The 17,681-nt window shown below is 35.7% G+C and carries 17 protein-coding genes and 6 pseudogenes; 11 read left to right on the forward strand and 12 right to left on the reverse strand.

What is annotated here, in order from left to right:
* Positions 1-100 precede the first annotated feature (100 nt).
* Entirely contained in the window at positions 101-1,024 is a 924-nt protein-coding gene (locus tag ACLKMH_RS06730; RefSeq protein WP_413701365.1) for a hypothetical protein, read from the forward strand.
* Positions 1,025-1,062: 38 nt separating this feature from the next.
* Here the strand turns inward: ACLKMH_RS06730 and ACLKMH_RS06735 are convergent, their stop codons facing one another.
* The 11 genes and pseudogenes from ACLKMH_RS06735 to fliS all read right to left on the reverse strand — a co-directional run bounded on the left by ACLKMH_RS06735 (position 1,063) and on the right by fliS (position 8,934).
* Entirely contained in the window at positions 1,063-2,070 is a 1,008-nt protein-coding gene (locus tag ACLKMH_RS06735) for a Gfo/Idh/MocA family protein (RefSeq protein ID WP_413701366.1), read from the reverse strand.
* On the reverse strand, positions 2,012-2,170 hold the full coding sequence (locus ACLKMH_RS06740; protein ID WP_413701367.1) for a hypothetical protein: 159 nt from the start codon (positions 2,168-2,170) through the stop codon (positions 2,012-2,014). The genes ACLKMH_RS06735 and ACLKMH_RS06740 overlap by 59 nt, the downstream gene beginning before the upstream one ends.
* Before the next feature lie 11 nt (positions 2,171-2,181).
* Positions 2,182-3,477: an ATP-grasp domain-containing protein gene (locus ACLKMH_RS06745; RefSeq protein ID WP_413701368.1), complete on the reverse strand. Its 1,296-nt coding sequence runs from the start codon at positions 3,475-3,477 to the stop codon at positions 2,182-2,184.
* On the reverse strand, positions 3,474-4,415 hold the full coding sequence (locus tag ACLKMH_RS06750) for a hypothetical protein (RefSeq protein ID WP_413701369.1): 942 nt from the start codon (positions 4,413-4,415) through the stop codon (positions 3,474-3,476). The genes ACLKMH_RS06745 and ACLKMH_RS06750 overlap by 4 nt, the downstream gene beginning before the upstream one ends.
* A 5-nt stretch (positions 4,416-4,420) precedes the next feature.
* Positions 4,421-5,271: pseudogene (locus ACLKMH_RS06755) on the reverse strand (N-acetylneuraminate synthase family protein).
* Positions 5,244-5,465, reverse strand: a complete 222-nt coding sequence (locus ACLKMH_RS06760; RefSeq protein WP_413701370.1) for a hypothetical protein — start codon at positions 5,463-5,465, stop codon at positions 5,244-5,246. Before ACLKMH_RS06760 ends, ACLKMH_RS06755 begins: the two are co-directional and overlap by 28 nt.
* Positions 5,455-6,157, reverse strand: a pseudogene (pseF, locus tag ACLKMH_RS06765) (pseudaminic acid cytidylyltransferase). The gene ACLKMH_RS06760 and the pseudogene pseF overlap by 11 nt, the downstream one beginning before the upstream one ends.
* A pseudogene (gene pseC, locus ACLKMH_RS06770) lies at positions 6,154-7,311 on the reverse strand (UDP-4-amino-4,6-dideoxy-N-acetyl-beta-L-altrosamine transaminase). Before pseC ends, pseF begins: the two co-directional pseudogenes overlap by 4 nt.
* On the reverse strand, positions 7,308-8,309 hold the full coding sequence (gene pseB, locus ACLKMH_RS06775) for a UDP-N-acetylglucosamine 4,6-dehydratase (inverting) (protein WP_413701371.1): 1,002 nt from the start codon (positions 8,307-8,309) through the stop codon (positions 7,308-7,310). The pseudogene pseC and the gene pseB overlap by 4 nt, the downstream one beginning before the upstream one ends.
* Before the next feature lie 32 nt (positions 8,310-8,341).
* Positions 8,342-8,638 carry a hypothetical protein gene (locus ACLKMH_RS06780; RefSeq protein WP_413701372.1) on the reverse strand — a complete coding sequence of 99 codons (297 nt, stop codon included), beginning with the start codon at positions 8,636-8,638 and terminating at the stop codon, positions 8,342-8,344.
* Positions 8,639-8,664: 26 nt separating this feature from the next.
* Entirely contained in the window at positions 8,665-8,934 is a 270-nt protein-coding gene (fliS, locus tag ACLKMH_RS06785) for a flagellar export chaperone FliS (RefSeq protein WP_413701373.1), read from the reverse strand.
* A gap of 437 nt (positions 8,935-9,371) precedes the next feature.
* Here fliS and ACLKMH_RS06790 point away from each other — a divergent pair.
* The 4 genes and pseudogenes from ACLKMH_RS06790 (at position 9,372) to ACLKMH_RS06805 (ending at position 13,516) form a co-directional block, all read left to right on the forward strand.
* Positions 9,372-10,831 (forward strand): annotated as a pseudogene (locus tag ACLKMH_RS06790) (sigma-54 dependent transcriptional regulator).
* Positions 10,832-11,127: 296 nt separating this feature from the next.
* Positions 11,128-11,505 (forward strand): PAS domain-containing protein, encoded by a 378-nt coding sequence (locus tag ACLKMH_RS06795; protein WP_413701374.1) that lies wholly within the window; start codon positions 11,128-11,130, stop codon positions 11,503-11,505.
* A gap of 268 nt (positions 11,506-11,773) precedes the next feature.
* A pseudogene (locus ACLKMH_RS06800) lies at positions 11,774-12,007 on the forward strand (ATP-binding protein); the annotation flags it as partial.
* Positions 12,008-12,118: 111 nt separating this feature from the next.
* Positions 12,119-13,516, forward strand: a pseudogene (locus ACLKMH_RS06805) (sigma-54-dependent transcriptional regulator).
* Between the two features lie 46 nt (positions 13,517-13,562).
* Here ACLKMH_RS06805 and ACLKMH_RS06810 read toward each other — a convergent pair.
* The gene (locus tag ACLKMH_RS06810) at positions 13,563-13,805 is read right to left on the reverse strand and encodes a PTS transporter subunit EIIB (protein WP_413701375.1); all 243 of its coding nucleotides are present in this window, start codon (positions 13,803-13,805) and stop codon (positions 13,563-13,565) included.
* 160 nt (positions 13,806-13,965) lie between these two features.
* On the opposite strand from ACLKMH_RS06810, the gene ACLKMH_RS06815 reads away from it, so the two are divergent.
* From ACLKMH_RS06815 to ACLKMH_RS06840, 6 genes are read left to right on the forward strand one after another with little or no spacing between them, the layout of a single operon-like run.
* Positions 13,966-14,982, forward strand: coding sequence for a Fe(3+) ABC transporter substrate-binding protein (locus ACLKMH_RS06815; protein WP_413701376.1), 1,017 nt, complete (start codon positions 13,966-13,968; stop codon positions 14,980-14,982).
* Between the two features lie 43 nt (positions 14,983-15,025).
* Entirely contained in the window at positions 15,026-15,532 is a 507-nt protein-coding gene (locus ACLKMH_RS06820; protein ID WP_413701377.1) for an ABC transporter permease, read from the forward strand.
* A gap of 37 nt (positions 15,533-15,569) precedes the next feature.
* On the forward strand, positions 15,570-16,367 hold the full coding sequence (locus ACLKMH_RS06825; RefSeq protein ID WP_413701378.1) for an ABC transporter permease: 798 nt from the start codon (positions 15,570-15,572) through the stop codon (positions 16,365-16,367).
* Positions 16,315-16,605, forward strand: coding sequence for an ABC transporter permease (locus tag ACLKMH_RS06830; protein WP_413701379.1), 291 nt, complete (start codon positions 16,315-16,317; stop codon positions 16,603-16,605). Before ACLKMH_RS06825 ends, ACLKMH_RS06830 begins: the two co-directional genes overlap by 53 nt.
* Before the next feature lie 2 nt (positions 16,606-16,607).
* A complete protein-coding gene (locus ACLKMH_RS06835; RefSeq protein ID WP_413701380.1) occupies positions 16,608-17,222 on the forward strand; it encodes an ABC transporter ATP-binding protein in 615 nt (204 codons plus the stop codon).
* On the forward strand, positions 17,167-17,646 hold the full coding sequence (locus tag ACLKMH_RS06840) for a TOBE domain-containing protein (RefSeq protein ID WP_413701381.1): 480 nt from the start codon (positions 17,167-17,169) through the stop codon (positions 17,644-17,646). Before ACLKMH_RS06835 ends, ACLKMH_RS06840 begins: the two co-directional genes overlap by 56 nt.
* Positions 17,647-17,681 lie beyond the last annotated feature (35 nt).

The following is a 17,681-nucleotide window of genomic DNA, read 5'->3' on the forward strand; positions in this document are numbered from 1 at the left end:
CACAATTTAATACCCCTGCAATATATACTGAAGAGTTAGATTCCTACATCATTATTTATACTGAGATTGTAAGTGGAAATCCCTTAACGCGAAGAATGTAGTGCGTTGGTTTTTAAATAGACCCGGATTTTTTACTAACAAAATTAATTACGGAGATAATGAGCTTTATTTCTATCAGCAAATTATATTTAATGATATTCGTTTTAATAAAAACCTCGATAATAAGCTGTATGTTTCATATTTTGATAAAGAGCATTGGAAGCAAGATAATTTTAATGAAAGAAAGGGAAGTTGCTATCTTTTAAGGAAAGGCAGAGGAAGGGAGTTAACGCATAACCTTGCAGGCTCAACAAAAATTGATGGCCTCACTCACAATGAAGTTGCTGATATATTTAATAGAACTAAATACTTTTATTCATATGACCTTGAAAGTGCATATACGATGTTTGTCGCTATGTGTGGGTGTATATCTATTGTCGTCCCCAAAAAGGGAGTTTCGGTAAAACAGTGGCAACCGATTGAAGAGTTACGTTATGGTATCGCTTATGGAGACTCTGAAGAAGAGATCGCATATAGCATTAGTACTAGAAAAAAAGTGATTCCTTATTTAGATGAGCTAAGCCAGGAAACAAATAGAGATGTTATTTCATTTATTAGTAAGTCACAGTTTTTCTTTAGTCGTTATTGTAAAAGCGAACGCTCTATTAGCAATGAAAAACTAAAATATATTAAAGTACTTCAAAATAGAAAAGATAAACTAGTACTGTTTGGGAGTGGTAGTGGGTTAACTCTAATTATGGATCTATTATATAATAATGCAATTACTCCCGATTATATTTGCGATAATGATATTAATAAAATAGGAACCGAGGTATACGGGCTACAGGTATACAATCCTGATGAAATACTAAGTAGCAATAATGAATTTATAGTACTGATTACTTCTATGTTTATCAGTGAGATCACGCAACAAGTTAATAAATATAAGAATGTTAGAGAAATATATAGTGGCTATGATGATTAATGGAAAAATGGCTAAACTCAATTAGCCAATAACTTTCATTAATCGTTGTTTATCCATGTTTTTTTATCATTCGATATACTCGCGTTATGTAGCAATTTAATACCGCTAAGTGCATGTTCGAAGCTATAAACGTATTTACTGTTTATTTTGTTTTTTGTCTGTAAAAAATTATCGAGGCAATTAGCAATATCATTATATAAATTAGCGAAAGCTTCAATAAAACCAGCAGGATGTCCCGGAGTCATTCTGTTATAAAGTGGATTATTTATCATCTCACCATCGCTACCTCTATCTATAATCACTTTTTGGCCACTATTGTATGAAAACTCTAATTTTTCAGGGTTCTCCTGATGCCAAGATGCGCTTGCTTTTGAACCATACACTTCAATATGTAAACCATTTCTATTACCTAAGGCTGTTTTGCTAAGCCAAAAATTTCCTTTTATGCCACTTTTATAATCTATGAACATATTTACATTATCAACTACATTATATTTTGAAAATTTGTCATACGTAGCCATCACTTTAGAAGGCTCTTCTTGTAATAGAAAACTAGATAAGTGGTGCAGGTGAGTGCCCAAATCTAAACTGATCATTGGTATATAGCCATCAACAAGACGCCACTTTTGAGGGTAGCGAACACTTTTAGGTGGTCTTAGAAAGCTTTCTTGTGGCATTTTAAGACGAATTTGTAATATGTCTCCTAGTTCATCATTTTGTATTTTTTCTTGTAGTTCTCTTACCATAGGGTAACCACTATAGTTATTTGTCACGGCAATAAAGTGTTTATTTGGGTCATATAATTGACTAATTGTAAGCATTTCTTCGTAGGAGCTTACAATTGGTTTTTCGCATATAATAGGAATGTTTTCAGTTAATAGCGAAATTAATACTTCCTGATGTAATGGAGTAGGGGTTAATACTACGATGGCATCGATTTGTGATTTTTCTTTTTCTATAAGAATTTTATAATCATCATAAATTCTTTCAACTTTCCACTGTTTCTGCCGTTTTTTTATTAATGACAGAGTCGGTACTAAAAGCACCTGCGACTACTTCAAAACGCTTGTCCATTTGCGAGGCAATATAATGAGGGTAGCCAGCAATTGAGTTTATACTGCCCCCGATGAAAGCTATTTTGTACATGATTTATCCTTTTAATTTCTGCAATGTAAAATGATCAACTTTGTCAGCAATGCTTTATTATAAAAGCCCAATAATCTATTGAGCTTTGTATGAATATATTGTTTTAAGAAAACACTTATCCATTTTTTTACTATTGGGTATATTAATTTATTGATGTTCTTAAGATGCTCTTTATCGATACCATCGCTATTGAATTTAAGAAACAAAATAGAGACTTGAGTGTTTAGGTAGTTACTTATTTTGCGACCTGCGTGAATCAGATCAAATCGACTGATAACCTTATCGATTAAATCATCATGAATAAAAATATCTTCATAAATGCCATTTTTCGATGGCATGACACAATGTCTAACTATAAAATCTTGATTTTGAGTCTTTGATATGAACTCTGTGCCTATCTGGCCTGTTGTATAAGATCTAACAACCGCTTTTGAATATTCTACTTCATCACAAAGTTCTATTAAATTGGGAAAGAAATCACCTGGGATCCTTCTAGTCACATCAATAATATAAGGGGTATCTTTTTTGATTAATACTTGTAGGTGGAACATGCCATTGACTAAATTTAATAAACTGGCGAGCTTTTCGACATCTTTTTGTAACTTTTCAGAAACTAATGGCTCTAATTTGATTGGGTATGCTGTCGTGATTAAATATTTATTTAAATAAACATCATCACTTGCAGTAAAGGAGTAATATACTTTTTGATTTCTTAAAACGATAGAATAAGCAATGAGTTTGCCTTCTATATACTCCTCGAGAAATACCTCTTCAGAAAGGCCTTGAGCATTGTTTAATGCGAGCTTCAATTCATCTTCATTATTTACAATGTTAACACCTCTTCCTCCCGATAAACTGGTTGGTTTAACCACAATAGGGTAGGATATTTTTTGTATTTGTGAGTCATTGTTATAGTAAAAGCCACTTGGAGTACAAATTTTATTTTTTAAGCAAAACTCTTTAAATTTCCATTTATTATGCACAAGCTTCGCAGTTTCTAAACTATCAAAATGGCCTATTTTAAATTCATGTGATAATTCTACTGCTTTTAAATAAGATTCTTCACCACAACCTGGCAAGATGAAATCAATATTTTCATCTCTAAAAATTGTTTTAACTGCATGTGAATCGTTAAAGTTTACTTTGTAGTATTTATCTGAGTATTGATGGCCTAAATAATAATCTCTATCGCCTAAAGTGATAACAAAATAACCGAGTGCTTGTGATGCTTTGATAAGTGGAATATCTCGATGCGAACCTCCTAAAATAAGTATTCGTTTAGCGTTGTTAGAATTTAAACCTTTCATATATTTCGCTCCAAAATAGCATTAACGATATTAGCAGTGCCATTACCATTGATTAGATTGGTAATGGCATTGTGTTTTCTATTCAAGAGATGTTCGACTTTGTTTTTAAACTCTACTTTCCAATCTTTTTGTTCAATGGAAACAAAATCTGTAGCGATATTGTGCTTAATTAACTGCAACATGCCAACTTCTTGGTTTTTTGAAACTGCAATTATTAATGTAGGAATTTTTAAAAATGCGAGTTCGTAAGCAGTCATGCTTGCTGTTGATATTGCGATAGTTGAATTTGCCATTGCTTGCGCTAATTCTTTATTTAAAGGGTTATGCAATATGCTTACATTGTTAATTTTTTGTAATTCCAATGTCGTTTTTCTGTTGTTACATACAATGATTTTTTTGATGTTTTTTTCTTGTAATAAGAGCGCTATTTCAGTTGATAAATTAGCCACATCAGTTCCACCTAACATAATGAATATTTGTTTTTGTTTAGTGGTATTTAGCGCTAAGAATTCTTCTCTAATAGGGATATATTCTAAGCCAAGTAGATAATTGTAATTTTCAATTTTATGCTTATATAAGGAGTTATTTGCATCCGGAGAAAAATTTAAAATCGTACCTTCAGGATAATTAAGTCTTTTATAATCATCAATATAAACAGGTTTTTGGCAACTTTCTGCTATTAATTGATAATGTTCAATATTGGCTTCGTAGCTATCAATGAAAATAATATCGTAATTGTTTATTATGCTTAATGTCGACCACTTGAAATAGGTTATATTATCGAATTTTCCATCGAAATTAATATCGCTATCAAGAAAGAAAGTAACATCAAACCCTAATTGTTTAAATTTTTGAGCAATACAGTATGACCGGACAAGGTGACCCATTCCTCTTACTGAACCTGCTTCTGTATAAAATGCGATATGGATATTTTTCATTAATATTAATACCCTCCAATAATATCCCAGGATAAAAGCGTCCCTTTTTGGATATTTTGGCTCGCTTTTCTATTTCTGATCATTTCAATATATCGGGGTTCAATCCCTCCTCCGGGTCTAATACTTTTAAAGCTTTCATTTTCAATAAAAAGTTCATCTTTTATCATATCTTTAATTGTAATGAGTGACCTTTGTGGTTGCTTTGGTAAGGCGGGGTATTCAACATTACCGACGGCCTCGTACACCATTTTACTACCATCAACAATTGCTTTTAACTCTTCAGGTGTCGCAGAGAAGAAACTATCAGCAGTAGTATCTTCTCGATTGACAATAAAATGCTTCTCGATGAGATTGGCTCCTAGAGCAACAGAGCCGATTGGTATTGCTGAGCCGAGCGTGTGATCAGATAACCCCACTGGGCAATTATATAAGCCTTTTAAATGAGGAATTGTTGCTAGATTAATATTTTTAGGAGATGCAGGGTATTCACTAGTACATTTTAGTATTGCTAAATCAGTAACATTCTCTTCAACCATTACAGTACAAGCATCATTAATTTGACTTAACGTTGCGTTCCTGTGGACATGATGATGGGTTTACCTGTTTGTGCGATTCTTCTTACTAGGGGAAGATCGATAAGTTCTGGCGATGCTATTTTATAAGCTGGCATATTACATTTTTCTAAGAAGTCGACGGAAGAAAAATCAAATGGAGAAGAAAATAGTGTAATACCTACTTCTTTTGCTACTTTCTGGAGTGTTGGCGTCCACTCCCATGGCATTGATGCATCAAGGTAAAGATCATATAAGTACTGTCCCTTCCAAGCACCTAATGCTTTAAACTCTTCTCTTTGCAGTTTAAAGTTAAGGTATCAGCGGTATAGGTTTGTATCTTTATTGCATTGGCTCCAACTGATTTTGCCACCTTAATTATCTCAATAGCCGTATTGATATCATTTCCGTGATTCGCTGACATCTCGGCAATAATATAAGGTTTACAGCCTTCACCAACAGCGACGCCTTCTATTGAGAATGTCTTATTAAAATGCATTATTTTTTTCTCTTTGTTGAATTATATTGAATAGCAACTCGGCTTGGAGCCAGTCTTCGGGGGTATCAATATCTTGTACTAAGTAACGTGGCAGGATGATAGGAATGCAATCACTACTAAATCCGATTTTTGTGCTCTTCTTATTTAAGTTTTGCCAATAAAACTGTCCTGCATCTTGATAAGCCTCTTCTAAATCTTGGCTTCTTGCTGTAAAGAATTCAGGGGTAAACATTTCACAACGATTATCACTAGTGATTTTAAATGTTCTTTGGATTGGAAATGGCATGCTTGTGACACTAAAAGCTTGTTGTGCTTGGCTGTCCTTTAATTGGTTGTAACCTTCAATTAAATATTTTGTCTGTAGAAGAGGGGCTGTAGCGTAAATGGTGCAAATGAAATCATATTTTATATTGGATTCTTGAATTTTTTTATTGCATGGTCAATAACTTTTCCTGTACCTGTATGGTCATCCGCTAACTCAGATGGTCTAAAAAAGGAACCTCTGCTCCATATTGTATGGCAACCTCTGCAATCTCTTGGTCATCGGTTGAGACAATAATGCGTTCAAACAGTTGGCTTTTAATGGCTGTTTCTATGGAATAAGCAATTAATGGTTTGCCACAAAAAGGTTTAATATTTTTGCGTGGGATACGTTTACTTCCACCTCGAGCTGGAATAATTGCAATATTCATAATAATACCTGCTTTAGTGTCTCTATGACTTTATTTTGCATTTCAGCAGTTAATTGCGCATAAACAGGTATACTAATTGATTGGCTATAATATTTTTCGGCAAGTGGAAACCCCCTTTTTTAAAACCTAAATCTTGAAAATAGGGTTGTAAATACACGGGAATATAATGCAAGTTAACGCCAATGCCACTTTTTCTTAATTCACTAAAAACTAGTTGATGAGTTTTATCTATCTTATCTAGTTCTAACTGAATGATATAAAGGTGCCAGGAAGATTCTGTTGTGGCTAATTGCTTAGGTAGAATGATTGGCAGTTCTGATAATTTTTGATTGTATATTTCGGCAATTTCTTTTCGCTTAGCTACAAACTGTGTTAAACGTTTTAATTGATTTACTCCTAATGCGAGCATGCAATTCACTCATGCGGTAATTAAAGCCTAATTCAAGCTGTTGATAGTACCAGTCACCATGTGATGCTTCTGTCATTAATGACTCATCACGAGTAATACCGTGAGATCGAAGTCTTTGCATTGTCATCGCTAGGTCTGAATTATTTGTGGTTGCAATACCACCTTCGGCTGTTGTGATTATTTTAACGGGGTGAAAACTAAACACAGTGATATCGCTATATCGACAATTTCCGATTGGCTTATCTTGATAAAATCCACCGATTGCATGAGCAAGCATCCTCTATTATCTTAAAGCCATACTCTAGGCTAAGTTGGTAAATTTTTTCCATATCACATGATTGCCCCGCTAAATGAACGGGAATCACAACTTTGGGTAGTTTATTTTGTTGTTTAGCCTGTTGTAATTTTTTTCTAATTTAACAGGGCACATATTATAAGTTTGCTGGTCAATATCTACAAAATCGATACTGGCTCCACAATATAAAGCGCAATTAGCACTGGCAACAAAAGTGATTGGACTCGTCCAAACAATATCATTTTTACCAACATTTAGTGCTAAACATGCGATATGTAATGCCGAGGTTGCCGAGTTTACTGCAACCGCATATTGGCTTTGTGTTATTTCATTTATCTTTTTTTCGAAAAGAGGAACCTGAGGGCCTTGGGTCAAGAAGTCGGACTTTAATACCTTAACCACATAATCTATATCTTGCTGGTTAATATCTTGTTTACCGTAGGGGATCATTCTTCTATTAACTCATTCAGTTTTAATAATTCTGATGGCGTTAAGAAATGGGTATTACTCTGAGAGTTATATTCATAGCCGTGTTCAACAAGTTTGCCTGATTCTCCAAGGTTATTTTCAGTAAAGTCATTACTGCGATTAAAAAATTTGATTGCCGGTGCAATAATGAAGTGGTCTAGGTATTCATAAGTGTGGTAAGAGTCGTCAGCAGGACACATTATTTCATGCATTTTCTCGCCTGGTCTAATTCCCACTATTTTGATTTCCAGTGAGGGGGCCATTGCTTTGGCGAGATCCATAATTCGCATAGAAGGAATTTTAGGTACAAATATTTCACCGCCTAACATACGCGAAAAGTTTTTTAATACAAAGTCGACTCCGTCTTGCAGGGTGATCCAAAAGCGTGTCATATCAGGGTGCGTGACTGGAATTTCTGTCGCTCCGTCAATTATTAATTTTTCAAAAAAGGGGACTACACTACCACGTGAACCGGCTACATTACCGTAGCGTACTACTGAGAAATGGGTTTGATGGCCCCCCGACATATTATTAGTCGCAACAAAGAGTTTATCGGAAGCGAGTTTAGTCGCACCGTATAAGTTGATCGGGTTAGTCGCTTTGTCTGTGGAAAGTGCAATGACTTTTTTAACATTATTTTTTAAAGCCGCATAAATAACGTTTTCTGCACCATTAATATTGGTTTTAATGCATTCAGTCGGATTATATTCAGAAGCTGGTACATGTTTCATCGTCTGCGCATGAATAACATAATCTACGCCATTCATTGCCTGTGTTAGGCGTTCTTTATCACGTACATCACCAATGAAGTAACGCATACAAGGTGCGTTGAACGTTTGTTGCATTTCAAACTGTTTTAGCTCATCACGTGAGTATATTATGATTTTTTTAGGCTTATAACGCTCTATTAAGGTTTTGACATATTTTTTGCCAAAAGAGCCTGTTCCACCAGTTATCAATATAGATTGATTATTAAACATAATTACCCTTTTAATTTTGCTAATTATTTAATTTATTTATACGCTTTTATTTTTTTGTTACGTTTTAATACTAAAGACTTTTCTTTTAATTGTTTAGAACAATCTGCAGAACGCTCTTCTAATTGAGCCAGCTTATTTTGTAATTGCTTGAGAGGCTTAAGGATGCTTATCAGATCCTCTTGTGAATGAGTATCTAATAAGGCTTGTATTTTGTTGGTAAAAACAACTTGTTGCTCTTGAAACTGTTCATATTCTTCATTATTTAGAAAAATATTGAGTTGTTTTTCAAGTTCAAATAACTGATCAAGCTGTGCTTGGATATTGCTCATTGATATTTCTCAGTTTCTACTTAGCATTACTTATTATATTGTTGTCTTATATCTTGCGGAATACCATCCCAACCTGATTTTATTTCAGTAATGAGACCAGCCACTTCAGTTAATAATTCAGGGTCGTTATTTAAATTTGCTTTGGTGACTTGAGTATTCATATAAGCATATAAATTAAATAGGTTAATTGATAGTTCCCCACCTTTTTCCATGTCTAAACTATCTTGTAATTCACCAATTAGACCTATGACTTTAGAAATTGCTTTACTTTTGTTTTGGAAATCTTTGCGTGACATGGCGCCTTTTCTGTCACGCTAAATTACCAAGAATATGTTGCATGACTAATGAGATAAGCGTGTGAGGGTCGGCTTGTTCTATGTGTGTCATATTAGCATTTTGGTATTGCTGAAGAGATCGGCGCATAATCTGTTTCCTTACTGCGTTTTATATATAAGTTAGTTTACGTCTGCTTTTTATAAATGCATCTTTTTTATAATAACTAGGGCTTATTTGACCTAATATTTTGATTTAGTGCACTGTGTTTGCAACTTAATATAAACCAAAGCAAAATTTATTCCACTTTTTAATATTTTCACCTAAGTCGCATTGTTTCCTTATTAAACAATGCCTAATGCAAGTGCCATTATATGGTCATAGTCATGTTTTTGACTTTATTAATATGCAATTCCTAAAAAGTGTCCTAAACTTGGCAGTAATTATATTTCACGAGTGAATTTTATGCAAGCAAAGAGCCCCTGTTTATTTGGTTGATATTGAGCCGAAACAGTCCGAAATAATAAAAGCAGTCTTACATTTTATTGGTGAGCAAGGTGATGTGGTTGAACAAGAAGAGTTATTAACTCGAATCAACGACTGCGCTCCGCTAACAGTTATTTATGGTGGCGATGATGCTGAATCGTTTTTAAGTCGTTTTAAACAAGTGCCTGTCCTCACGTTAGGTAATGGTGAGGAGGAATGTGAGCTTAAAAATAATCACCTTGGTGTGTTGGCCCTGCCAATTGTTTATAAACAATTAACGCAGTTATTGCATTATTGTCAGTCCTTTCATAATCCTGGTAAACAGTTGCAGAAAGCTAGTAGTTACCTTACTAAATCCTTGGTAGGGCGTGGCTTACGTATCCAAGAAATTCGTTATCTGATTGAGCAAGTTTCAGATAGTAAAGCGAATGTGCTTATTCTAGGAGAGTCAGGAACAGGTAAAGAAGTGGTTGCTCGTGCTATTCATGAAGTATCTAATCGTAAAAAAGGGCCTTTTGTGCCAATCAATTGTGGAGCAATTCCTGCTGAGTTATTAGAAAGTGAACTGTTTGGCCATGAAAAAGGTTCTTTTACTGGGGCATTCTCCGCGAGAAAAGGGCGATTTGAATTAGTCTGCTGGTGGAACTATTTTCCTAGATGAAATCGGTGATATGCCAATGCCGATGCAAGTAAAGCTTTTACGTGTATTACAGGAACGTACCTTTGAACGTGTTGGTGGGACAAAATCAATACCGGCAGATGTACGTGTTGTTGTCGCGACTCACCGTAATTTAGAAGAGCTGATTGAAAAAGATGAATTTAGGGAAGATCTTTATTATCGCTTAAATGTTTTTCCTATTGAAAAACCTGCATTACGTGATCGTCAGGAAGATATTCCGCTTTTATTACAGGAGTTATTATCAAGACTTGAAACGGATCATAAGGCGACCTTACGTTTTACACAGCGTGCTCTGGACTCTTTAATGCAACATAACTGGCCTGGTAATGTGCGTGAATTGTCTAATTTATTAGAACGTTTATTGATTTTACATGCTAATAAAATTGTCGATTTAAGTGATCTTCCTGTTAAATACCGTTACGTGGATGCACAGGGTGACTCTATTGATAAAATTCAATACAGTGAAGAAGAAGAGTCGATGGCTGAACGAGATGCATTATCTGGTATGTTTGGGGATGCACCTCTGCTTGCTGATGAGTCTGAAGTATTTGATGAACCACAGGGATTTCTTGGTCACCTTCCAAGTGAAGGGATGAACTTAAAAGATAAAATAACTGAATTTGAAATTGAAATGATCCGTCAAGCATTAGATAGTCAAGACGGGGTTGTATCACATGCAAGCAGATTTATTGTCTATGCGCCGTACTACATTAGTTGAAAAAATGAAAAAATATGGGGTCAATAAAGACGGTTAAACTTCTCTCGATTATTGCACCATAATTAGCCCATTCACTTGGGCTTTTTTAGCTGTCATTTTTGTGGCGGTTGAATTTTAACATCATGTTAGTAAAGGGTAATTTCGTGTTGGCATAAATACTGCTAAATAGCTTGCTAGGAGCATATTTTAAGCAGGTGATAACATGACTAATTTTAACTCAAAACCCATTAAACAAAATGAAGTGCCTTTATTAGCGTTGGAGCAAGAGCTTTTTTTGGAGAGCTTAAACAATTACGTGCACAGGTCGCTTATAGAGAGCAACTTTATAATGAATTGCCATCCGGTTTAATTGTTATTGATGGTAATGGTGTTATTGAGCAAGCAAATCGAGTCGCATTATCACTATTAGGCGAGCCTCTAGAGGGCATTATGTGGAGTGATATTATTAGTCGCTCATTTGCTCCCAAAAATGATGATGGTCATGAAATATCTCTTAAAAATGGTCGACGTATTCAATTATCTATCTCTTCATTGAAGGGGCGACTCGGCCAGCTTATTCTATTAACAGATCTTACCGATACCAGACAACTTCAAGAGCATGTCGCTAAGCTTAAGCGTTTATCTTCTCTAGGTAAAATGGTGGCTTCTCTTGCTCATCAAATCAGAACTCCTTTGTCCGTCTGCTATGTTATACGGTGCGAACCTTGCTAATAAAACGTTAACGGAAAGCGCTCGTTCACGTTTTCAGGGTAAGTTAATGAATCGTTTGAATGATTTAGAGACGCAAGTGAATGACATGTTGCTGTTTGCTCGTAGCGGAGAACAAAAAATTATAGAAGAGGTTTCCTTACTGACCTTACTTGAAGAAGTTAAAGATGCCAGCGAAACCATGTTGCAACAGGTTGATGGACGTTTACAGTGCCGATTACCAGATCCCGATTTACTTATTATGGCTAATAAAAGCGCCTTAGCCAGTGCAATGACTAATCTAATATCTAATGCAGTGGAAGCGACTGGACATAAAGCTCAATTATATATTAGTACTCAACGTCGTGGAGAAGATAAGGTTGAAATATCTGTAATGGATAATGGCCCTGGCATTGAAAAAGGCCAAATTGCTAAGGTAATGGAAGCATTTTATACCACTAAACCACAAGGTACTGGTTTGGGTTTAGCGGTTGTTCAATCTATTGCGCAGGCTCATAAAGGCACTTTAGAGGTGAAATCAGAGTTTACAAAGGGTAGTTGCTTTACTTTAGTTTTACCATTACACCGTGTCGGTGATTATAAACAAGAAACGATCAATAAAGTGGTAGGGGTTAATATGTCACAAGGTAAATTATTAGTTGTTGAAGATGACTCTGGCTTACGTGAAGCCCTCATAGATACTTTATTATTGGCAGGTTACCAATGTGTTGAAGTCGATAGCGGTGAAGTCGCGCTAGTGGCTTTAAATCAACAAAGTTTTGATATGGTGATCAGTGATATTCAAATGGGGGGATGTCTGGGATAACTTTATTGCAAAATATTAAAGACAAATTTCCAAGCCTACCGGTGTTATTAATGACTGCCTACGCAACGATAGGAGATGCAGTAAATGCTATTCGAGACGGTGCCATTGATTATTTAGCAAAACCATTTTCACCTGAAGTGTTATTAAGCCAAGTAAGTCGTTACGCGCCAGTTAATAAAGTTGAGTCTTGTACGCCAATTTATGGTGATGCAAGTACTAAAAAAATGTTCAAAATGGCTGGTAAAGTTGCATTAAGTGATGCCTCTGTGATGATCACTGGCCCAAGTGGTAGCGGTAAAGAAGTACTTTCTCGTTATTTGCATGATCAGTCATCACGAAGTGAAGAAGCCTTTGTGGCCATTAACTGTGCTCGCTATCCCAGAAAATATGCTTGAAGCAACGCTTTTTGGTTATGAAAAAGGAGCCTTTACCGGTGCCGTACAAGCCTGCCCGGGTAAGTTTGAACAAGCACAGGATGGCACTATTTTATTAGATGAAATTACCGAAATGCCATTAGAGTTACAGGTTAAATTATTGCGTGTCTTACAGGAAAGAGAGGTTGAGCGCCTCGGATCTCGCAAAACCATTAAACTAAATATTCGTGTGATTGCTACCAGTAACCGTGATGTGAAAAAAGCTGTAGAAGAGGGCATTTTTAGAGAAGACCTTTATTATCGTTTAAATGTATTTCCATTACAGTGGTTACCTTTAAATAAACGTGTTGGCGATATTATTCCTTTAGCAACTCATTTATTAGCGCGTCATGCTTTAGAGCAAGCTCAACCTATTCCAGAGCTAAATAAAGAAGCGGAGTCTTTATTATTAGCTTATCCATGGCCAGGCAATGTGCGTGAATTAGATAATGTAATGCAACGTGCATTAATATTATGTGACGGTCAAAATATTGACGTGCAGTCTTTGATTTTGGAAGATGGACAATTTGAGCATATTTGTGCAGAGGTTGAGCAACCTGAAGCGCGAACAGAAGATGTTGTTACGAGAGTCATAGAAGTACCTGCAGAGCCAATTCCCGAGTCGCCAGTATTAGGAAAAGGTTTAAAGGATCAAGAACAAAAAATCATTCTTCAGGCACTTAAAAATTGTGCCGGTAAGCGTAAAGATGTTGCTGAGTTATTAGGCATTAGTCCTCGTACTTTACGATATAAATTAGCAAGAATGAAAGACCAAGGTATTGCATTACCCGCATAATAAAAACTTAAAGTTTATTGATGAAGTACATCCATGTACTTCATGGTTATGTTATTTGTGTTTTTACTAACTCAGTCGCCTGTTGTGCTTTTTTCGGGCCTAATACAATCTGATATTGTCCCTCCGCTTGTACAACACCAAATACGCCTTTAATTGCTTTTACTTGTTTAGTTGCGACGAGACTTTCGTCCTTTAGTAATAAACGTAAACGTGTCAGACAATTGGTGCAATGATTAATGTTTTCTGTTCCGCCCACTGCACTGATCACTTCTTGTACAATCTTTTCCATGCTAATGCCTCTATGATAAATTTGTTGTCAGTATACTTAAAATGGTGAGCTTAGCGAATAATCAGTATCAAGACTCAAGAAAGAATTTATAAACGACTTGCAAACGCGAATCATTATCATTAAAATGCTTGGCAATTAATCACTACTATTTGGAAAAAATATGTTTGCGAAAAAATTATTGACTCAAAGTGCGGCTATTATTGCATTAACAACGGCTTCACTATCAACTCTTGCTGAAGAAGTAAATATTTACTCCTATCGTCAAGCTTTTTTAATTGAGCCGATTATGGAAAAATTCACAAAAGAAACAGGTGTGAAAGTCAATATTTTATTTGCAAGTTCAGGTCTGATTGAGCGTGTTAAGCGTGAAGGAGAGCTTTCTCCTGCCGATTTAGTATTAACCACTGATATTAGCCGTCTTGCTCAATTAAAATATGAATCATTGACACAGCCGGTTAGAAGTAAAGTGTTAAGAGCAAATATTCCTGAGCAATATCGTGATCCTAAAAATGAATGGTTTGCATTAACTACACGTGTACGTAATATTTATTCTGCTGTTGATCGTGTTGGCCCTGTTGATATTACTTATCAAGATCTTGCTTCTCCTGAATTTAAAGGAAAAATTTGTACCCGTTCTGGTAAACATCCTTATAATGTTTCTTTAGTGGCTTCAGTTATTGCACATGAAGGAAAGTCTGATGCAAGAGAGTGGCTTAAAGGCTTAAAAGCAAATCTTGCTCGTCAACCTCAAGGTAATGACCGTGCACAGGTTAAAGCGATAAAAGATGGCCTTTGTGATTATGCGTTAGGTAATAGTTACTATCTTGGTAAAATGTTAGCCGATCCACAACAAATAAGTTGGGCAGAGGCTGTAAACATTAACTTTCCAAACCAAAAAACAACGGGTTCGCATGTTAATGTGAGTGGTGTTGTGTTAACTAAATATGCTCCGAACAAAGACAATGCAATTAAATTGATGGAGTTTTTATCAGATGATGTTGCACAGCAAATGTATGCAGAAGTTAACTATGAGTATCCAGTGAAAGAGAATGTTAAACCTTCTGAATTAGTTGCCTCTTGGGGAGAATTTAAGGCGGATACTATTTCACTAGATGAAATTGCGAAGCATCATCATGATGCGGTTAAATTATTGGATGAAGTGAAGTTTGATCTCTAAAACCTTTTCTTTTTATAAGTTACTCCCTCTTGGAGTAACTTTTTTGTTAGTTATGCCTATATTAGCACTCGTCATGAGTGCTTTTTCCGTTGATGAGAATGGTAGTTTTCAACATATTATCGATACGGTTTTATGGGATTATACTTTTACAACACTTAATGTTATTGCCGGTGTCATGCTGGTTAGTTTTTGTTTTGCCTTACCGAGTGCGTGGTTTATTGCCTGTTGTAAATTTCCAAGCCGGCAAACCTTGCAATGGGCATTAATGTTACCCTTGGCACTTCCGCCCTATATTATCGCCATTGTTTATACTGACCTATTAGACTTTAGTGGCCCAGTTCAGCACTTTATAAGAAACTTGATGGATTGGAAGTTGGTTAGTGATTACTATTTTCCTGATATTCGTACCGTTAATGGTGCCATTCTTATTTTAAGTTTGTCACTTTACCCTTACCTTTATTTATTATTAAGAGGGGCATTTTTAAGCCAATCAGGCGGGTTGTTTCAAGCAACGAAGAAACTTAGGTTTATCACCAGTACAGGCATTTAGACGTGTTTCTTTTCCCTTATCACGCTCTGCTTTGGCGGTGGGATTATCATTGATTGCAATGGAAACCTTAGGTGATTTTGCGACGGTAAATTATTTTGCAGTTAATACTCTGACAACAGCGGTTTATAATACTTGGCTTGAATTAGGCAGTTTAGCAACGGCGCCTAAAATATCATCGCTGATGTTACTCGTTTTAGTGATTCTAATTAGTTTAGAAAGTAGCAGTCGACGCAAACAAAAAATTTATCAACGCAGTGGCGCGACTCATACCGAATTACGTTTTACCTTAAATGGTTGGAAAAAGTGGGCTGTATTTACTTTTTTATGGGGCTTATTATTTTTTGCCTTTATGCTACCAATTGGCATTTTAGTTTATTATGCAGTGGGTTATTTTAAAGAGTCATTAAATATCAAGCTTTGGTTATTTACCTTAAATAGCTTTTGGTTGGCAAGCATTGTCGCGTCATTAGCTTTGGTTGTGGCGATATTAGTTAACTTTTATCAACGATTAAGTCCAGGAATACTGGCGAAGATGTCAATTCGATTATCGTCACTTGGTTATGCCGTTCCTGGTACTGTGGTGGCTATTGGAGTGTTGATCCCATTTACTAGTTTAGATTTATGGATTAACCGTCAGTTAATTGAATATGGCTTTTCACGTGTGGGATTATTGTTTTCAGGTTCAATTTTTATCTTAGTATTTGGTTATTTAATGCGTTTTAGTGCAATTGCTGTTGGCAGTATCGATAGTAGCTTAGCACAGGTTTCTCCGACGCTTGACCTTGCTCGCTCGTTCATTAGGGCAAAGTACATTACAAACAATTCGACGGGTTAATTTACCGCTTATCAAGCGAGGAATGCTAACCGCCTTTATTCTTGTTTTTATTGAATCAATGAAGGAGCTACCTACTGCTCTGTTATTACGGCCCTTTAATTTTGAAACATTAGCAACCTATGTGTATCAGTTTGTTTCTGATGAAATGATAGAATATGCCGCCTTACCAGCCTTGTTAATTGTGTTAATGGGATTAATCCCTTTTATTGTTGTTAATCGCCTGTTAGAGAAGGACTAATAATGTCTGCGTTAGTGGTTAAAGATTTAAATTGTTTTTACCAAAAGAATCACATTCTAAAAAACCTTGATATTGATTTACAAGATAATGAAATTGTTTGTTTATTAGGTGAAAGTGGTTGCGGAAAAACAACGCTTTTACGTGCCGTTGCAGGTTTACAGGCAGAGGTCTCAGGTGAGGTGCGTATCAATAATCGCATCGTGGATAATGAAAAGATTAAAATGTCTCCTGAAGAACGAAAAGTAGGGCTGATTTTTCAAGACTACGCATTATTTCCACATCTTAATGTGTTTGATAATGTTGCTTTTTCATTAACAGACATGACTAAAGCCGAAAAAGCTAACATGGTTGAATCGGTATTATCGCTTGTGCAATTAAGTGAATATGCCTTACGTTTTCCACATCAATTATCCGGTGGTCAACAACAGCGTATTGCCATTGCACGTGCCTTGGCTTATCAACCTGATTTGATGTTATTGGACGAACCCTTTTCTAATCTTGACCAACATGTTCGTTTTCAATTGATTAAAGAAATCCGCCTATTATTAAAAAATGAGATCGATGAGTGCATTGTTTGTTACTCACTCAAAGGAAGAGGGCTTCGCCTTTGCCGATAAAATTGCATTAATGAAAGCGGGAAAGATTATTCAAATGGGTAAACCAGAGCAATTATATAATTTCCCTGAGTCACGTTATGTTGCGGAGTTTATGGGAAAAAGCAATTATGTTGATGTCACTGTTAATAGTACAGAAGATTACCAATCTGATTTTGGCTTATTAAAGAGTAATTTGAGCATTAAAGCGACTGCAGGTACAAGTATGCAATTACTGGTTCGCCCAGAGAAATTAGCATTACATGCTACTACTGATGGTCAAGCAATTATTCAAGAAATAGAGTTTCTAGGTGCTTTTCAGTTGATAACAGTGAGCTTTAAAGAAAAGGCTTATTTAGTACAGCATAATCATCAACAGGATAACTATCAGGTTGGGGATAAAGTTGAACTGACCATTATCCCACATGATTTTGTGTTGTTTGATTGAGCTACGAGCTACCAGTTTGTTAGCTTCGAATCTCA

The sequence above is a fragment of the Psychromonas sp. KJ10-10 genome (assembly GCF_047323245.1).
Taxonomy (GTDB): Bacteria; Pseudomonadota; Gammaproteobacteria; order Enterobacterales; family Psychromonadaceae; genus Psychromonas.